Origin of the sequence: Paenibacillus sp. FSL R10-2199 (genome assembly GCF_038000235.1) — a bacterium.
Classification (GTDB): Bacteria; Bacillota; Bacilli; order Paenibacillales; family Paenibacillaceae; genus Paenibacillus_AQ; species Paenibacillus_AQ phytohabitans.
In genome coordinates this window covers 2,608,878-2,627,250 of sequence record NZ_JBBOBO010000001.1, presented here as the reverse complement: position 1 = coordinate 2,627,250, position 18,373 = coordinate 2,608,878, and the positions used below count along the sequence as shown (strand labels likewise).

Annotated in this window: 21 protein-coding genes and 1 other annotated feature; all 21 genes read right to left on the bottom strand. The window is 51.0% G+C overall.

Translation table 11 applies throughout. The annotated features are described in order from the left end of the window. Positions 1-3: 3 nt before the first annotated feature. The 21 genes from pheA to radC all read right to left on the bottom strand — a co-directional run bounded on the left by pheA (position 4) and on the right by radC (position 18,355). Positions 4-891: a prephenate dehydratase gene (gene pheA, locus NYE33_RS11525; RefSeq protein ID WP_042139574.1), complete on the bottom strand. Its 888-nt coding sequence runs from the start codon at positions 889-891 to the stop codon at positions 4-6. After that, positions 888-1,868 carry a homoserine kinase gene (gene thrB / locus NYE33_RS11520; protein ID WP_076247793.1) on the bottom strand — a complete coding sequence of 327 codons (981 nt, stop codon included), beginning with the start codon at positions 1,866-1,868 and terminating at the stop codon, positions 888-890. Before thrB ends, pheA begins: the two co-directional genes overlap by 4 nt. Before the next feature lie 60 nt (positions 1,869-1,928). Continuing rightward, positions 1,929-3,215 carry a homoserine dehydrogenase gene (locus tag NYE33_RS11515; RefSeq protein ID WP_039300481.1) on the bottom strand — a complete coding sequence of 429 codons (1,287 nt, stop codon included), beginning with the start codon at positions 3,213-3,215 and terminating at the stop codon, positions 1,929-1,931. Between the two features lie 97 nt (positions 3,216-3,312). Continuing rightward, positions 3,313-3,750, bottom strand: a complete 438-nt coding sequence (locus tag NYE33_RS11510; protein ID WP_039300484.1) for an ACT domain-containing protein — start codon at positions 3,748-3,750, stop codon at positions 3,313-3,315. 153 nt (positions 3,751-3,903) lie between these two features. After that, positions 3,904-4,659, bottom strand: a complete 756-nt coding sequence (locus NYE33_RS11505; protein WP_042139576.1) for a hypothetical protein — start codon at positions 4,657-4,659, stop codon at positions 3,904-3,906. A 15-nt stretch (positions 4,660-4,674) separates the two neighbouring features. Continuing rightward, on the bottom strand, positions 4,675-5,421 hold the full coding sequence (locus NYE33_RS11500; protein ID WP_144026194.1) for a hypothetical protein: 747 nt from the start codon (positions 5,419-5,421) through the stop codon (positions 4,675-4,677). Positions 5,422-5,426: 5 nt separating this feature from the next. Next, positions 5,427-6,599: an SPFH domain-containing protein gene (locus NYE33_RS11495; RefSeq protein ID WP_340985635.1), complete on the bottom strand. Its 1,173-nt coding sequence runs from the start codon at positions 6,597-6,599 to the stop codon at positions 5,427-5,429. Positions 6,600-6,921: 322 nt separating this feature from the next. Further along, positions 6,922-8,232 (bottom strand): GTPase ObgE, encoded by a 1,311-nt coding sequence (gene obgE / locus NYE33_RS11490; RefSeq protein WP_042139579.1) that lies wholly within the window; start codon positions 8,230-8,232, stop codon positions 6,922-6,924. 15 nt (positions 8,233-8,247) lie between these two features. Beyond that, positions 8,248-8,988 (bottom strand): Spo0B domain-containing protein, encoded by a 741-nt coding sequence (locus tag NYE33_RS11485; RefSeq protein ID WP_042139580.1) that lies wholly within the window; start codon positions 8,986-8,988, stop codon positions 8,248-8,250. Positions 8,989-9,204: 216 nt separating this feature from the next. Then, the gene (gene rpmA, locus NYE33_RS11480) at positions 9,205-9,516 is read right to left on the bottom strand and encodes a 50S ribosomal protein L27 (RefSeq protein ID WP_020429282.1); all 312 of its coding nucleotides are present in this window, start codon (positions 9,514-9,516) and stop codon (positions 9,205-9,207) included. A 17-nt stretch (positions 9,517-9,533) separates the two neighbouring features. Next, the gene (locus NYE33_RS11475) at positions 9,534-9,869 is read right to left on the bottom strand and encodes a ribosomal-processing cysteine protease Prp (RefSeq protein ID WP_042139581.1); all 336 of its coding nucleotides are present in this window, start codon (positions 9,867-9,869) and stop codon (positions 9,534-9,536) included. 12 nt (positions 9,870-9,881) lie between these two features. Next, positions 9,882-10,193 (bottom strand): 50S ribosomal protein L21, encoded by a 312-nt coding sequence (gene rplU / locus NYE33_RS11470; RefSeq protein WP_036698983.1) that lies wholly within the window; start codon positions 10,191-10,193, stop codon positions 9,882-9,884. Between the two features lie 14 nt (positions 10,194-10,207). Further along, positions 10,208-10,293, bottom strand: a sequence feature (ribosomal protein L21 leader region). 122 nt (positions 10,294-10,415) lie between these two features. Then, a complete protein-coding gene (locus tag NYE33_RS11465; protein ID WP_341065869.1) occupies positions 10,416-11,657 on the bottom strand; it encodes an Rne/Rng family ribonuclease in 1,242 nt (413 codons plus the stop codon). Between the two features lie 31 nt (positions 11,658-11,688). Then, positions 11,689-12,531, bottom strand: coding sequence for a M50 family metallopeptidase (locus NYE33_RS11460; protein ID WP_336101644.1), 843 nt, complete (start codon positions 12,529-12,531; stop codon positions 11,689-11,691). Beyond that, positions 12,524-13,378: a M23 family metallopeptidase gene (locus NYE33_RS11455; RefSeq protein WP_341065866.1), complete on the bottom strand. Its 855-nt coding sequence runs from the start codon at positions 13,376-13,378 to the stop codon at positions 12,524-12,526. Before NYE33_RS11455 ends, NYE33_RS11460 begins: the two co-directional genes overlap by 8 nt. 205 nt (positions 13,379-13,583) lie before the next feature. Next, positions 13,584-14,378, bottom strand: a complete 795-nt coding sequence (gene minD / locus NYE33_RS11450) for a septum site-determining protein MinD (RefSeq protein ID WP_042139584.1) — start codon at positions 14,376-14,378, stop codon at positions 13,584-13,586. 5 nt (positions 14,379-14,383) lie between these two features. Next, a complete protein-coding gene (gene minC / locus NYE33_RS11445) occupies positions 14,384-15,043 on the bottom strand; it encodes a septum site-determining protein MinC (protein WP_042139585.1) in 660 nt (219 codons plus the stop codon). An 81-nt stretch (positions 15,044-15,124) separates the two neighbouring features. Continuing rightward, complete coding sequence (gene mreD / locus NYE33_RS11440; RefSeq protein WP_081956655.1) at positions 15,125-15,655, bottom strand: rod shape-determining protein MreD; 531 nt, start codon at positions 15,653-15,655, stop codon at positions 15,125-15,127. Next, positions 15,655-16,533, bottom strand: a complete 879-nt coding sequence (mreC, locus tag NYE33_RS11435; protein ID WP_341065863.1) for a rod shape-determining protein MreC — start codon at positions 16,531-16,533, stop codon at positions 15,655-15,657. Before mreC ends, mreD begins: the two co-directional genes overlap by 1 nt. Before the next feature lie 58 nt (positions 16,534-16,591). Beyond that, positions 16,592-17,626, bottom strand: coding sequence for a rod shape-determining protein (locus NYE33_RS11430; RefSeq protein WP_039300524.1), 1,035 nt, complete (start codon positions 17,624-17,626; stop codon positions 16,592-16,594). Between the two features lie 39 nt (positions 17,627-17,665). After that, positions 17,666-18,355 (bottom strand): RadC family protein, encoded by a 690-nt coding sequence (gene radC / locus NYE33_RS11425; protein WP_042139588.1) that lies wholly within the window; start codon positions 18,353-18,355, stop codon positions 17,666-17,668. Positions 18,356-18,373: the final 18 nt, after the last annotated feature.

Genomic DNA, 18,373 nt, shown 5'->3' with positions numbered 1-18,373 from the left:
AACTTACTGCACCTCCGCTTTCTCTTCCTCATAGGTGTATGTGGGATAGGACCCCAGAATCCTTACCTGGCAACCCAAGGCCTTGATCTCTTCGATCGCCCCCGGGAGCAGCACCGACTCTATCGGTTCCAGCACATCAATATAGAAATAATAAGTACCCAGTTTCTTCTTGGTCGGACGTGATTCAATCCGCGACAGATTCAGCTTCCGCCAGGAAAATGCAGCCAGCACCTGATGCAGCGCACCCGGAAAATCCTCAGGCAGCGTCACAAGAATACTCGTCTTGTCCCCGCTGCTCTCTAGCGGGAGCTCCAGCTTCTCCTGGCCAACAAGTACAAAACGCGTGTAATTGTTGTTATGGTCTGTAACCTGCCGCTCCACGATCTCCAGCCCGTGCGTAGCTGCCCCCAGTGACGTACCGATGGCGGCCCAGCCCTTGCCGGGATTATTCTTTACAATCTCAACGGCTTCGGAAGTGCTGCCCACAGATTCCAGCTCCGCCCAAGGTGCGGCTTTGCGGATGAACTGCAGACATTGTGCCATAGCAACCGGATGGGACAGGATTTTGACAATCTTCGTATAATCCTTATGTCCGCTCCCATCCGTGAATTCCTGCGGATTACCAATTAGATTCTGCACCGACGGAAAAATCCACTCCGCCTGCATCGGCAGATTCACCTCGTTAATGAGCCAGTCAATATGCAGGCTGACCGAGCCTTCAATCGTATTCTCAATCGGAATCACACTGTAATCCGTAACTCCGTTCGCCGTAGACAGAAAGACATCGGATATCAGCTTATGATGCTCAATATTTACCGGGTTACCCCCAAATAAATGCAGCAGCGCTTCATGCGACACCGAGCCCTGAGGCAATACCGCTATTGATTTCATGACTGTAATTCTCCTTTTATCATATCCAAAAATGATCCGTTTTGCATCCCGTTTCTTTCAAGCACCTCCGTAGTAACACCTGAAGTACATGGCGACAGCCATACAGTCCGGGAAGGAATCCCGTTCTCCTGCATCGTTTCTGTCAGGAAATGCTCCAGTTCCTGCTTCTTGTCGCTGCTACGGTCCACCATACATAACAATGTAGGGCCTGCGCCGCTTAGCGCAATCCCCAGAGCACCACGTCCCGGCGCCTCGGCAAGCAGCTTCTCCATACCCGGCACCATAGGAGCACGGTACGGCTGATGCAGGCGGTCCTGCATCGCTCTGCCAATCATATCGAGCCGGCCGGCGGATAGTGCTGCAGTTAGCAGTGAGGTACGGCTGATATTATGGACAGCATCGCCCATTGTAACTTCGGCAGGCAGCAGCCCTCTTGCTTTGACTGTCTCCAGCTCAAATTCAGGAATAACCACAAGCACTTCCAGCGCCTGTGGAGGCTCTATCCGGATATAATCGGCATGCTGCCCATCCCATGCTGCTGTGATAATCCCCCCGAAGATGGAGGCTCCAACATTATCAGGATGCTTCTCAAGCGCTGTGGCCATATCAAACAGCTTCGCAGACCCAAGCGGTGAACCAATCATAGCATTAGCTGCGGCCAATGCGCCAACAATCGCGGAAGCACTGCTGCCGAGACCCCGGGTAAGCGGAATTTCTGAATACATCGAGATGGATAGTTCGGGGACCGAAACCCCGGCTTCTGCAAATACCATCTGGGCTACCTTGTACAGCAGATTGCTTTTGTCACGGGCGATACCCTTCATCTCATCACCATACAGGTGAAATACCGTTTCTGCCGCCTCTTCCATCTCAATCCAGGCATACAGTGACAGTGCCATGCCCAGTGTATCGAATCCCGGACCGAGATTGGCGGTGCTGGCAGGGACTTTTACTCTAGACCTTCCGTAAATACTCATGGCGTGGGAAATCTCCTTCGTTATATTTGCACGCAGCCGATGAATTTCGGAATGCGGTACTCAGCCTTCTACACGATAATGGCTTTTGATGCGGTGAATGACGTTCAATTGCTCTAAATGCCGCATTACTTTATTCATACTCGCCTTGCTGGCATTGTGCGTTACAATAATGATTTCTGCATCCGGGTTATTGGCATTAGCCTGCTGCACTACGGAATCCAGACTGACATCATATTCGGCAAACACTTGAGTAATCTTCGCCAGCACACCCGCTTTGTCATCTACGTGCAGGAGGAGGAAGTTCTTGTAGAAGATATCTTCATCGCTCTTCAGCTTCTTCTGCTTATAGGGGACAATCTGCTTAAGCCCATTCACACCCAGCTTCAGATTCTTAATTACAGCCACAAGATCTGCCACAATCGAGGTTGCGGTAGGCATTGCGCCTGCTCCGGCACCATAAAACATCGTTTCCCCTACAGCTTGCCCATACACATATACGGCATTATATACTCCGTTCACGGATGCAATCGGGTGGCTGGCACGGATCATCGTAGGCTGCACACTGATGCTGAATTCTTCATCCTGGCGTTCGGCAATGCCGAGCAGCTTCATCTCATAGCCCAGCCGCTTGGCAAAAGCAATATCCTCTTTGCTCACGCCGGAAATCCCGCTCACACTGACATCGCTGAGTTCAACGTTGGTCCGGAAGCCAAGGGTGCCCAAGATCGCCATCTTGCGGGCAGCATCCAGACCCTCCACATCGGAGGTTGGATCAGATTCAGCATACCCGAGTTCCTGTGCTTCCTTCAGCACATCCAGATAAGACGCGCCTTCCTGGCTCATTTTGCTAAGTATGTAGTTGGTTGTCCCGTTAACGATACCCATAATCTTCATAATCTTGTCGGAGGAGAATCCTTCAATCAGTGTACGGATAATCGGAATGCCTCCAGCAACGCTGGCCTCGTAGAACACATCACACTGCTTCTCCTGAGCTTTGGCCAGAATCTCCGAGCCATGCAGGGCCATCAGGTCCTTGTTGGCTGTAACGATATGTTTGCCGCGCTCCAGCGCCTCTAGAATGTACTCTTTCGTTCCCGCAATACCGCCCATGACCTCGACAATGACATCAATTTCCGGGTCCCGGATAACCTCCCACGGGTCATCGGTGATCTTGGATGGATCGACTTCAATTTCCCGCGGCTTCTCCGTATTCTTCACGGCAATACGTTCAATCAGGATCGGCGAGCCTACCTGGCTGCTCAAATCCTCCTGATTCCCTTCAACGATACGGACTACGCCCGTACCTACTGTACCCAAACCCAGCAATCCCACTTTAACCGGCTTCATTTGTATCCTCCTAAAAGTTTTGCGAGCGTCTGCTCCTTGTATTCACTTCAAGCAAAACTCACTTCGTAAGCATAGGCTTAAGTTTTGTTAAGCAATACTAGCCCTGGCCGATAATTAACGCCCGCTTCACACCCGAGATTGCCTTTAGACTATCCAGTAAATCGCCTAATTCTTCATTTAAATGAGAAATTTCAACAGAGATCACCACGTTGGCCCGCCCCTGCAGCGGGATACTCTGGTGAATCGTCAGCACGTTGGCCCCGTGGACAGCTACTGAACCCAGCACTTTAGAGAGCATACCTGATTCGTGCTCCAGATCTATCGAGATGGTTACTATACGCTCACGTTCCAGCTGATGAATTAAATGAATTCCGTCTTTGTATTTATAAAAAGCGCTGCGGCTAAGCCCAACCTGCTCCACGCCCTCGTGTACCGTTTTGGCATCTCCTGCTTCCAGCAGCTGCTTGACCTGCATGGTCTTCAGTACAGCATCGGGCAATATGTCCTCCCGGACCAAATAATAGCGTTCTTTCACGAACGTCCTCACCCCAAAGACTTTTGTATGTACATAGTGGACATTATACGGGATTGAAGACTTAAATTGCAACACTTTTTCCTCTGACAGCATGTGACCTTGAATTTTCAAAAAAGGCTATTCCACCCGTTAATCAGGAGGAACAGCCTTCACTTAACTGTAAGAGACGGTCGTACCGCAGTAGTCACAGCTCTTGGACTGAAGAGGGGAGACTGTATTCTGCGCACCACAGCCAGGGCAGCGTATGGACTTCGGCTGCTGCTGCGGTCTTGGCGGCTGATATACCGCTTGTCCGCCCGGGGAAGAAAATGGCGATGAATCCGCCTGATTAACCGGAGCATCAGGCTCAGTATCCGCTCCCTCACTGAAGAGCAGCCCGGAGTCCAGCACCCCATACTTCTTGAGGTAGATCAGATCTCTGTTCACATCGCTCTCACTTTGGCCGGTACGGTCAGCCAGATTCCCAATATAACGTACTCTTCCCGCAGTAATTAGCTGCACATATTGATTAGCCAGCTGTGAGAAGCGGAATCTGGCTTTGGCCGCCCTTTTGGCAAAAGCTGACGCGGGCAGGAGCAGAACAAGGGCAAAGAGGATTAACATTATAATTAACGTCATGACATCGATCCCGTCGTCACTATATATCGAATAAAGGATAAAGCCCATCATCTGTACAAAACCCCCTACAAAAACATGATACAGCAGGCTGTAGTTGACGGGTTTGCGGTAATTTTTGTAATGTGTTCCAAAGAAGCGGATCAAAGCAAGCACAAGGCCGATTGGCATCACAAGGTAGCCCACTCCAATAGTTACATAGTCAAATGTTGTCCGCTCATATTTGGGCAGACCGTCAGACGGCTGGCCTTCCCGGCCCGGCAGCAGTCCCTCTAGCTCATTCACGATACCCATTCCGTAATCTTCCTCCTATTTAAGTGCCGCCAGCTCCCGGTTGCGCCGCTGGAGCGTGCCGGCAATACTATCCGTCAATTCCTGTGTTTCCGCTTCCCAGCCGCCTGGCGGCTCCTTCAGTACAAGCAATAAGGCAACATGATCATGAAGCAGAGAAATCTGCTGGCTTATCATATCCTCGGTTGCGGCCAATTCCGGATTCGAAACCGGATCACTGTACTGGAACCTTTCCTCTAAGGAACCCACCAGCTCAGTCAAACGAATGGATTCCGGATGCTTCCAGCTCCCCGCAAGCTCTCTAATCTCTCGCAGTTCCTGCCGGTAACGCCGCAGATTCCTTGAGGCATCGGCATCCCTCTGTTCCTGTGACGCTGCATTCCGGCCATATAACCCTATCGCTTCCAGAACAGCCACAGCAGTAACCAACACAACTAGCTGCACTCCCGCATACCAGAGCGGGCTCAGTTCCAGAATCCAGTCAAGCAGCACAGCTAAAGCAATTACCACGAATACATATAGGGCAACAATCCAAGCCCCGCTCAGGAGTAGCGGTGAAGTCCTGCTGACATCAGGAGCGGAACGCAGCCAAAATACGCAATAACCATATACGGCAGTCTCAGCAATGCATACGGCAAGCAGAGTCACTATGAAACGCACCAGCGACTCAGAAAATCCAAGCATGAAGAAGGAGAAAACAGTGACCGCCAGAACAGCAGCATAAATGACAGTGATAAGCCCCGTGTAAGACCTCTGTTTATTCATCCGGCTCACCCATTAGCCGCCCTTGTTCCGCATTCCGCGCAGAATTTCTGTCCGGGCTGCAGTTCATGCCCGCAACCCGTGCATTTAATGATCAGGCTCTCCCCGCAGTGCGGGCAGAATTTGGCGCCGGGAATTACCGGCTTGCCGCAGCTGCGGCAAGTACTGCTAGCTGCAGCAGGCACCGGCTGCAGGCTCTGACCGCAGCCGGTACAGAACCGAGCATCTGCCGGGTTAAGCGTTCCACAGCCTGCACAGGATTTGGAATTTGTTCCCGGTGCTGCCGCCGTACCGCCGTCCAGTGACATGCCGCGTGTCATCCTGTTCATCATATCAGTCGCAGGTCCGGCAAGGCCAAAGCCCATACCGAGCCCCAGGCCGGTATTCATCATCCCGGCGCCTAAATTACCCGGATTCCCTGCGGCTTCCTCCATGGTATCGAAGCTGCGTTCCTGCTGATAGGTGAAGCCGATGATGTCCATCTCTGCTTTTTTGGCTAAAGCCTCTTTCAATCGGAGTATGGCCGGATCATTATCAGGAATGTTAATGGAATCAATAAAGAAATTATTCAGCTCGATCCCGCTATCTAGGAAGGACGACGCCAGACGGCCTTGTATATGCTTCGAAATTTCTACGACATAGGCATTGATCTCCAGAATGCTGATTTTTTTGTGCACCAGATAAGAAGAGATCAGTTCATTAATATTGGACATCAGCAGCCCGCGGAAATAACTCACCATAGTGTCCTGATCAAATAAAGGCAGCGTCCCCACCAGCTTCAGCAGGAATTTGCGGGGATCCTCAATCTTGACTCCGAATTGGCCGAAGGCGCGGACAGAGATCATGATTTGGTATTTGGGATCCTGCAGCTGCAGCGGCGAACTTGTCCCCCACTTGACGTTCATAGAGTTCATCTTGTTCACGAACCATACTTCCGCTGTAAACGGTGATTTGCCGCCGAACGGCAGATTCACTACATTCGACAGAATCGGGATGTTCGCCGTGCTGAGCGTGTGACGTCCCGCTGTGAAGGAATCGAGTGCCTCACCGCCTTTGAACAGAATCGCCTCCTGGGATTCATTCACAATCAGCTGTGTCCATGTGCCCAACTCCTGATTAGGATATTTCCAGGCGAAGACGCCTGCAGGCCCGTCATATTTGACTACTTCAATAATTGCCATCTGCCTATTCCCTCTTTCATGACAGGTTTGTATTTATATTATCGGTTGGTTCAGCTGGAAATTAGTGCTTATTGCCCTTAATTATATACGGGGATTTCCTTATTTGGATTCGGTTGCAGATAAATCCGTCCGCCCATGACCTATTCCCGTTCTCGGGCCCACATATGATTGTAGTAAATTTAGCCAAATATTTAAAGCAGACTTTATAAAAAGCAGTTCTTTTATTCCCCTGTCTATTAAAAAAGCCGGCTGTGTCCCCTCACGGGAAACACAGCCGGCATATTCAAAGCCGCTTGACAGCATTCAGCAACAAGCGCAGATATTAATAGTAGCTGCTGTTCTCAACAAACTCGAATTCGAAATCAGCAATGCGCACAATAGTGCCTTCTACAGCACCGCGCTTGCGCAGTTCGGCATCCACACCCATATGACGCAAGGTACGGGCCAGCTTGAGGATAGCATCATGTGTACTCAGCTGCATCCGCTTCAGCATCCGCTCAATACGCGGACTGGTGACTACAAATGCTTCATTGTCGCGGGTAATGGTGAAGGAATTATCTTCTTCCGCTTCCAGCTTGTACACCTTGCGCTCAGTAGTTTCAGCCACTTCTTCAACGACCGGTGCGACAGGAATACTATCCAGCACGTCCGTTGCCCGGTAGAGCAGTTCCTGCACTCCCTGACGGGTAAGCGAGGATATTGGCATGATTTCAAGATCCGGACGAAGCTCCGCCACACGCTCGCGGAAGGCGGCAAGATTCTCTTCGGAATCAGGCATATCCATCTTGTTCGCCGCAACAATCTGCGGACGGTCAATCAGTGCAGCGTTGTATTGCCTCAGCTCGTCATTAATCATCACCCAATCCTCGAAGGGATCACGGCCTTCAGAGCCGGACATATCCACGACATGAATGATGATACGTGTACGTTCAACGTGGCGCAGGAACTCATGTCCAAGCCCCACACCTTCACTCGCACCTTCAATCAGGCCCGGCAGATCCGCCATAACAAAGCTGCGGCCATCCCCAACGTCAACTACACCAAGGTTTGGTGTAATTGTTGTGAAGTGATAGGCACCAATCTTCGGCTGGGCAGCAGATACTACCGACAGCAATGTAGATTTACCCACACTCGGGAATCCTACCAGACCTACGTCTGCCATTACCTTCAGTTCCATTACGATATAACGCTCCTGGCCTTCTTCGCCGTTCTCGGCAAGCTCCGGCGCAGTGTTGTTTGCAGTCGCAAACCGGGTATTCCCCCGGCCGCCACGGCCGCCGCGGGCCACAACGACCTGTTGTCCATGACGGGTCATATCGGCAATGATCTCCTGGGTATCATCATCGATCAGCACAGTTCCCGGAGGAATGCGCACGATCATGTGATCAGCGTTCGCCCCGTGCTGGCTCTTATTGCGTCCCTTAATTCCCTTATCGGCCTTGAAATGGCGCTGATAACGGAAATCCATCAGTGTACGCAAGCCTTCATCTACCCGGAAAATCACATCTCCGCCGCGGCCGCCATCGCCGCCGGCAGGACCGCCCTCCGGTACATACTTCTCACGGCGAAACGCCACGAGACCATCTCCGCCGTCGCCGCCCTTAACATAAATCTTAGCTTTATCTACGAACATTAATGTTCACCTTCCTTACATCTCCAGCGGTAAACGCAGTTCTACATAGCTTGTGCTCGGCTGAAACTGCTCCGCCTTCATGATTTTTCCTTGTACTATATTATAAATTTGCCCCTGCAGCAGTTCGGGATTGCCATGATCTCCCTCACCTTCGAAAGAGATAAGAATGTCTCTTCCCTCCTGTGAAAATCCGAGCCGAAGCTTCCGCGCTTCTCCTTGTGGTGCAAGTCCGCTGTACTGATACGCCCTAACGGTCTGCATAATCACAGACGTCAGCTCATCGCCTGTTTCGGGACTGAGCTTGTCCTCCAGCTGTAGCCCTTCTTCCACCTCTATTTCCAGCTCCAGGCTGCTTCTGTAGGTACGGAAGGATTGCAGGTAGAATACCAGTGAAGGAACCCCCAGTTTGGCGATACGGCTGTCCAGCGCGATACGCTCCTTTATTCTTTCCACACATAACACGGATTTATCAGGCTTGCCCAGCTGGATATATCCGTAAAGTACCTGCAGATCGTTCATCCAATCATGACGATGGTGATTCAGTGTCCGGTTTGCCGCCTGCTGCAGAGTCTTCTCCTGTATACGCAGTTCCTCTTCATAATGACGCCGGTTGTAAAGAAAGCTGAATGCAAGCACTGCCGCTACCCATACACCGAGCAGCAGGCATGTGAAAAGGGAGGGTTGCCAATACACGAGACCTAAAGGAAGCACTGCGGATAACATGACTGCCCAGACAATAATTTTCCAGGATTTCATTCTTTCTCCCCGTCCCTCGGTTCGCAAAATTCATTCCAATGTAGCGGTTGCTTATATTGCTAGATATTTTCCATTTCCCAGTATAACACAGGCTTTCCCTGCAATCACCAGCATTCCTGCCGGGTGTTTGACTTGAATTCTATAGGTGCGAATATTTTCAAAAAAAGCCCCCGGCACTCATGCCGGAGGCTTCTCATCTAAATAGGTTCCGAAAGCTTACGCTTCCAGTGCCGCTGCTACCGGAGCGACATCAACCGGATACACGCTCACTTTTTTGCGATCGCGACCCCAACGTTCGAACTTCACTACGCCGTCCACAAGTGCGAACAGTGTATCATCCTTACCGATGCCCACGTTAGTGCCCGGGTGGATTTTTGTTCCGCGTTGACGAACCAAGATGTTGCCGCCGGTTACTGCTTGACCGTCAGCACGTTTCACGCCAAGACGTTTAGAGTGGGAATCACGTCCGTTCTTTGTGGAACCTACACCTTTTTTCGATGCGAATAATTGAAGATCCAATTTCAACATGTTGTCAACCTCCTTCTTCAAATAATGACTTCCTGTATCTGAACAAATTTTCTGTAAGATTTAGCGATATCTTTGAGCATCAGCACCATGGATTCCAGCAAAAGCTGCACCTTGGCGGAGACTTCAGGATCATTCACGGGAACCAGGGTTCCACTCAGAAAACCATCCTTCATCGAAGTATCCAGGACTACACCGGTCAGGCTTTCAATCGCATTCACAGTTCCAACCGTAACGGTCGAAACACCCGCGCAGACGATGTCTTTACCATTCCTTGCGTATTCCGCATGCCCTTTGACGGCAAAACCGACAATGACACCTTGAGCAGAAGCCCGTGTAATCCGCACGTTAATCATTAACGCACCTTCTTACGCCTGAATCTTCTCGATAGTTACTTTGGTGTACGGTTGACGATGGCCTTGTTTCTTGTGGTAGTTCTTCTTAGGTTTGTATTTGTAAACTACAACCTTATGACCTTTACCATGTTTCTCGACTTTGGCTGTTACAGACGCGCCGCTTACCAGCGGAGTTCCTGCAGTCAAACCACCTTCGTTAGAAACAGCCAAGACACGGTCAAACGTTACGCTTGCGCCGTCTTCAGCTTCCAGCTTCTCAATGAACAACACGTCGCCCTCTTGGACTTTGTATTGTTTACCGCCAGTTTCGATAATTGCATACATTGTACTTGCACCTCCTCATGTCTCAGACTCGCCTAGTCTAGGTGGCAACCCCCGGAGGAATTGCACTTGATATACCCGATCGGAGCGGTTACAGCATGTGCAGGAAATTAACAACCAAACACATACTTGAAGATATTATCATACTAATTATCCTAAGTCAAGTAGAAAGCGGCTTTATCATCCTTTTAACAGACGGTACCTTCTTAGCGTGAAAAAACTGCCCTACTCCAGCCATGTCCCTACTTTGCCGGTCCCGCCGCAGCATTGACAGATCACCGGAGCAAATCCGGCCGAATCATGCCTTGCCTTCTTGCGGGTCATTTCCAGCAGGCCCAGATGGGTCCAGCCGAGAATATGCGTCTTGGTGCGGTCACGGCTGATGATGCTCTCCAGCTTCGCGATGACCTGCTTCCGGTGCTCCTCCCGCTCCATGTCAATGAAATCAACGATAATAATGCCGCCCGTATCCCGCAGACGGACAAGCCGCCCGATCTCTTCCGCCGCCAGCAGATTGGTCCGTGTTACAGTATCCTCGAGGTTCGTCCCGCCGGTGTACTGAGCCGTATTCACATCAATAACGGTGAGCGCCTCTGTCTCATCCCAAATGAGCGTAGCCCCGCCTTCAAGGATGATTTTGCGGCTGAAGCTCTTATGGAGCTGATCTCCCACACCATATGCCGAGAAGATGGACTCTTGTCCACGGTAGAATCCTACAGGCTTGTACCCTTCGGGAGCCATATCTGTAAGGAATGCTTCCGCCTCTTTAACCGCCTTGGCCGAATCAATCATCAGCTCATCACGCTGCGGGTTGAAGGCATCCCGGATAAACCGCTGAACGATGCTCAGATCACAGTGCAGCAAAGTCGGCGCGTCCGCTTCCTTAGCCCGCCGGGTAATTACTTCCCACTGGGCCCGCAAAAAGGCCAGATCCCCTTCAACAGCCTCCACAGGCTCGTCTTCGGAGACTGTACGCATAATGATTCCTTCTTCACCCTGGCGCAACCGTTCGCCGATTCCTTTAAGCCGGCTGCGCTCGGATTCGCGGCTGATTTTTTTGGAAACCCCGACATACTCGGCAAAAGGCATATACACCATCCAGCGTCCGGGCAAGGTATAATGGGTAGTCACCCGCGCCCCCTTGCCGCCACGCGGCTCTTTTCTCACCTGGACGACGATCTCCTGACCGGGCTGCAGCAGCGTCTCAATAGAGGGCTTCACCTCCGGCTGCTTCTCCAGATGGGGATGCAGCACATCGTCTACATACAGAAAGGCATTCTTTTTCTGTCCGATATCTACAAAAGCCGCCTGCATACCCGGCAGCACATTCATAACCCGACCTTTATAATAACTCCCGACCAGACCTTGCTGCTGATCGCGTTCAGCCGCATATTCCACCAGCCTCCCGTTCTCCAGAAGTGCCATACGAGTAATATGCTGTGTGCAGTGAACGATCATTTGTTTCATGGCTTCACCTCTGGTTTGAATCATTCTAGCTTTATATTCCGAAATAAGAAGAAATCAGACGCTGCTCAGGGAGAACAGCCACTATATCCCTGTCATCGTTCATTACATAGATAAAATGATAATGGTTACGTTTAAATAGACGCAATATATCATCCAAAGGTTTCGCAGAGAACGCAACTATTGGCCGGGCAAAGCTCTCCGACTGCAGGTACCGCTCATAGATCTGTTCCCTGTTCATCAAAAAGGCAACAAACCGGTAAGGCAGGTTGCGCTGGTCCGTTACATTGGAATAGAGCAGAAAGGCACCAATCATCAGCAGGTTAAGACGGAGTCCGCCGCCGGTTCCCAGCGGAAGCAGGGCGAACACCACAACAAGCAGACTGGCCGCAATACTGACTCTGCCGATCCACAGCAGGGTGTAATAATACGGAAGCAGCAGGCTTAGAGCTGCCTGCAGGATTTTGCCTCCGTCGAGCGGAAGCACCGGCAGCAGATTGAACAGCGCGATCATGGCATTGGCCCCGATGAAATAATCCAGATAAGCACTGCTGCCATACTCCGCTTGCTTGAGCGCCAGCGCCAGCAGGATCATAATCCCGTTCTGAAGCGGTCCGGCAACGGCAATCCCCATTTCACGTCCGGCTGTTAGCCGTCCATGATCCTCAATGACCGCAACTCCCCCGAACGGCAGCAGCTGCACGGACTTGACGGTAACCCCGGTCAATAGTGCCGCACATACATGTCCGAGTTCATGGATAAATACAATTGAAAACAGAGTAATAATTTCAAGGAACTGTCCGGTAAGCACGGAGAAAAACAGAATCAGCACGAAGAGCGGATGCAGAGACAGCTCAATACCGAAGATCCTAATCAAACGATACCACTTCAGCAGGATCAATATAAGACTTGTCTTTCATAATCGCAAAAAAAAGCATCGGAATCTGTGCATCCTCTGTCCCCTGAATCCAGCCTACTGCATCTCCGCTCTGTACCCAGTCATCCACCGCGAGCCGCGTCCCGCTCAAATGGCCGTATTCCGCCGTTATATTTCCGGTATGGCGGACGGTGATCCGGATGCCTCCCTGTGCTTCTTTGGACACGGACAATACGCGGCCCGTATCTACACTTTCTACTGTGACACTCGAGCCTGAATCATCTGCCGGTATCACTTCGACCCCCTTAAGGGACGCGGCAAAGGGACGCACAATGCTTCCCTCCAAGGGGGCGCTCAGTTCATGAACTGCTGTCACCTTCTCTGCCGGCACCTCTTTATCTCCGAAGATCGGAATGAACGAAGGGGCTCCATTGAAATGCTCCTCATACCACACCTGCACTGCAGCGAAATCCATATCATTACTGAGGGCGCCAGTGATGAAATACTGCGACTTCACGGCCCACGGCTCACTCACTGCGAAGATTCCCCACACCGCTCCGAAGACCAGCAGGCTGGCTATCGTCCTCCGCATGAAACCTGCGCCAAAGCCCGGCCCATCCCCGCCTTCGTCCTCCCAGCTGCTGCGCTGCTTCTTCCACATTACCTCAGGATCAGGTTCCGTTGAAGCAGTGAATTCATTTCGGGGAGCCGCCCCCCATTCCCTGAATGGGATAGTGTTGTCAGGCAGCGTGAAAAGCGCAGGCGCTGATCCGGCTTCGGTCTGATCCTCTAATAAGCTCTGTATACGTTTCTTACGGCGATTTTTGATATCTCTCTCGTATTCCATATTGATCCCTCCGGACGGGCTTGTTTTACTTCCATTTTATGAGTAGCGGAAGCTGCTTTAGAACAAGCCCTGGGGGGAGATAACTACCAAGCGTAAGTGATTGTACCGGCCTTACTCCGTATATTCGCACAAAAAAACCCGCCAAGGATTTCTCAGCAGGCGGGTCAAGACGAAAGATCGCTATAAACAAGTGCCTGGCCAGGGTTCAGCCCATTCCAAAAAATTTCTTGAACTTCTTAAAAGCACCCGGTTTCTGGTCCAGCTGCATCAACGGCACCGCATCGCCAAGAATACGCCGGGCAATATTGCGGTAAGCAATTGCTGCTGAAGAATTCGGATTCATCACGGTAGGTTCACCGCTGTTCGCCGCCTTGATGACCAGCTCATCATCAGGTACAATCCCGATCAGATCAATATTGAGCACCTGCAGAATATCCTCGATATCCAGCATATCGCCGGATCTCACCATACCCGGACGGATACGGTTGACCACCAGCTTCGGCGATTCCACATGTGACTGCTCCAGCAGACCGATGATCCGGTCCGCATCCCGCACCGCAGCATGCTCCGGAGTAGTGACCACAATAGCTTTGTCGGCCCCTGCAATGGCATTGCGGAAGCCGTGTTCAATCCCGGCCGGACAATCGATCAGAATATATTCGTATTCCTTCTTGAGTTCAAGAATAATATCCTTGACCTGCTCCGGTGTGACGGAGGTCTTGTCTTTGGTCTGGGCTGCAGGCAGCATATACAGCTCTTCAAAACGCTTGTCTTTGACCAGCGCCTGATTCAGACGGCAGCGGCCTTCCGCCACATCCACAAGATCGTAAATGATCCGGTTCTCCAGCCCCATGACTACATCCAGATTCCGCAGTCCAATGTCAGTATCGACCAGACATACTTTTTTGCCCTGCAATGCAAGCGCGGTCCCAATGTTGGCTGTTGTGGTTGTTTTGCCAACTCCGCCTTTGCCCGAGGTTACGACAATCGCTTCTCCCATGGAGGCTACACCCCTTTAAACACATTTAAATCCTGACGTAATTTGACTATATTATGAATTTTGTCGATTTGCATAGCACCGTCTGATAAATAGGCAAATTCCATGCTGCTCTCCCGGGTTCCCCATTCGTCCGGCGGCCTGCTGATAATATCAGCAATCCGGAGCTGGGTAGGAGCCAGCAGCGAAGCCGCAATAATCGCTTCCTGATTGCCGTTGATTCCGGCGTGTGCCATCCCTTTAAGCGCTCCAAGAATATAGATATCCCCCGAGCAGGTAATGGTTCCCCCCGGATTCACATCGCCGAGAAACAGCAGATTGCCCTCATGATGCAGTACCTGGCCGGAACGGAGCATTCCGCTCATCATAAATAATGCTTCCGTATCCTTCTCTTCAGGGTCCTCCAAGGCTTCAACGGAACGGATTAATAAATTCCCTTGGCTCTTGAGGATATCCAGAACTGCCTCTTTATCTTCTTCGGTAACAGGACGGTTGCCCAGCTTGATGTCCACATGCACAATCGGTCCGGTCAGAATATTTTGATGGCTGTGCTCCAGCTTATAGCGAAGCTCGCTTAAGAGATCTTCAAAGGGACACTTGTCGTCTAGCAGGAATACCAGGCCATCCTTGATGCCCTTAATCCTTACATGCTTGGATTTAACTGTCATATGCCTGTCCCCCCATCCTCATTCATTCGTGCCGGGCCGGGCAAATTCCTTCTTTATGGGATAAGAAAATGCAGCAGCGGCTTAAGCAGCTTCTTCTTTGCGGGTCTCTTTCTTCAGCAGCTCCAGCTGACGCCGGAGCGGGATGTAGAGAAGCAAGCCGATAGCAAAATGAAACAGCATAGTAGGCAGCATATGGTGCAGGAGCGCCCAGTTATAGGGTTCTTTACTCAGATTAAAGACACTGTAAATGGCAAAAAGCATGCTGTCCTCCAGCAGGCTGCCCAGCAGCACCACCGTCATCATCAGCGGCAGCGGTGCACGCGGAATCTGGAATATCAGACCAATCAGATATGCGGATAAGCCCATTGCAAAAGAATGTGCCCCAAGAATGCGGCCATAGAACACCACATCATGCAGCATTCCGAAGGATAAGCCAAGAATAAGTGCCGTATGCCGGTGATGGTATACCGTCACAAACAGGATTACTATGAACACGAGATCAGGGATAATCCGCATCTCCCAGGCATTCGGAATCAGCCAGGGGAGAATAGTGTCTTCAAGGATAAATAAGAGTAACAGCAATAAAACAAGCACGGATCTGCGCATATTCACTATTCTACACGCTCCTCCGTAAAGACAACAATCAGTTCCTTCCAGTCTTGGAATCCGGCCAGAGGCTTCACGATCGCAGTTGAAGTTAATCCAAACTCTCCTATCTTGACACTCTCAACGGTCCCGATGGTCAGACCACGCGGATAGAGGCCACCGATTCCGGAAGAAATGATAGTGTCTCCCTCAACAAGCGGACTGCCTGCTGGGATCTTGTTCATCATCAGCATCCCAGTCTGGTGGTCGTAGCTCTCGATCATCCCGAAGATTTTGCCTTCCTTGCCCAGGGCAGTTGCAGCAATAGGCGGCTGCGAGTTGGGATCATTGATATCCATCATTGTCATCAGTTTCACGGTTGAGGTGAAGTTACTGACGTTGCTGACTACCCCCACTAGGCCATCAACGGAAATGACAGACATGTTCAACTTCACACCGTCTTTAGAACCCAAATTGATCACAAGAGTACTATTGCCCGGTTCTGCGTTTAGGCTAAGCACCTGAGCAATATGGTATTCGTAGTGATAGATCAGCTTCTGAGCTTCCGTGAATTCATTAAGATCCATAAGACGTACGTTCTCTGCTTCGATGAAGTTATACTGCGCCTTATCCCGGGCGTATTGCGCTGCCAGGATTTTGAGCTGCTTATTCTCTTCAGCCAGATCATGCAGGTTCCCGATATCTTGGAACAAGCCCGCTACGTATCCAGCGGGCTTGTAGAACAAATTCTGCACGAATCCGGTCGTATCTCTGAGGAAATTCTCCGGCCAGGACAAGTTTTTTCTCTGTCCCAGGCTGAAGCCCATCACCACGATAAACATGACCAGTGTAATCAGCAATATAAATAAACGTTTATTATTAAACAGCTTAAACAGTTTCAACACCCTCTAACAACCGAATTTCTCCCACATCAGGGGTTGACGTTCACAGGTCAGAATTGTCCTAGCGTTTGGAACGGAGACTCGAACTGCTGCGGCTCTTGAACAAATGAATATTCTCGAGTGCCTTGCCTGTACCAATAGCTACACAGTCCAGCGGATTCTCGGCAACGATAACCGGCATTCCGGTCTCACGCGCCAGCAGCTTGTCCAGGTTACGCAAAAGCGCACCGCCGCCTGTAAGCACAATACCGCGGTCCATAATGTCGGCAGCAAGCTCAGGCGGACATTTCTCCAGCGTTACTTTTACAGCTTCAACAATAGCATTCACTGTATCCGACAAAGCTTCACAGATCTCATCAGAGGTAATAGTCAGCGTCTTAGGAAGTCCCGTTACCAGATCGCGGCCGCGGATTTCCATAGTTTCGGCTTTCTCGAGCGGCAGAGCAGAACCCACATCCATCTTCAGCTGCTCCGAAGTGCGTTCCCCGATCATGAGATTATACTGGCGTTTGATATATTGGATGATGGATTCATCCGCTTCATCGCCGGCTACGCGGACAGAACGGCTTGTTACGATACCGCCGAGTGAGATGACCGCCACTTCGGTAGTTCCGCCGCCGATATCCACAACCATGCTTCCTGTAGGTTCCCATACCGGGAGATCTGCTCCGATGGCAGCGGCAAAAGGCTCTTCAATGATATAGGCCTCACGCGCTCCCGCCTGCTTCGTTGCATCTTCAACGGCGCGTTGTTCAACAGCCGTAATTCCGGATGGTACACAGACCATGACATTCGGGTGGCGCTGGAACATCGAGCGCTGCTTCTGTGCCTGGCGGATAAAATATTTGATCATTGTTGCCGTAGTATCAAAATCGGCAATGACCCCGTCCTTCATCGGACGAATGGCACGAATGTTGCCCGGTGTGCGTCCGATCATTTTTTTGGCGGACTCACCTACAGCTTCAATCGTCTTAGTATCAGTATTAATGGCTACCACGGAAGGCTCTCTTACAACAATCCCTTTACCGCGCACGTAGACAAGCGTATTCGCTGTCCCCAAGTCAATTCCTAAATCTTTCGTAAAACCACCTAACATCTTGTATGCTCCTTTTCCTTGTGGATCTAGACAATTGTATTACATATAACCTTTTTCTTTCAAACTTACAAAGCTGCTGTCACCAATGACCAGGTGATCCAGCACGTCGATGCCGACAATTTCACCTGCCTGTATCAGCCTTGAGGTCAAGGAGATGTCTTCAGGACTTGGCGTCGGATCACCGCTCGGATGATTATGTGCGCATATAATAGCTGCGCTGCTGCATTTCATGGCTGCCCGGAACACCTCGCGGGGATGCACAATGGAGGCGTTAAGGCTGCCCATGGACAATGTTTCCTGCGCAATAACATGATTCTTCGTATTCAGAAACAAGCAGATAAAATGCTCCTTCTGCAAATAACGCAGCTGCTCGGTCAGAATCTCCGCCGCGTCCTGGGGACTGCGGATGATAACCGGTTCTGTAAGCCGGGAGTTCGCCATCCGTCTTCCCAGCTCTATGCCTGCTTTCAGTTGCACGGCCTTGGCAGGGCCAATGCCTTTGATTGTTGTCAGTTCTTCAATGCTCAGGTCCGCCAGCCCGCGGAGGCCGCCTGTAATCCCCAGCAACCGCTGGGCGATATGAATAGCCGATTCACTCTGCGCACCTGTGCGCAGCAGAATTGCCAGCAGCTCCGCCTGACTTAATGATTCCGCCCCATAATGCATCATGCGCTCTCGTGGTCGTTCTTCATGGGGGAGGTCACGCAGCATAAATGTTTGCGACTCCATCCCTAACCCTCTTTCTTC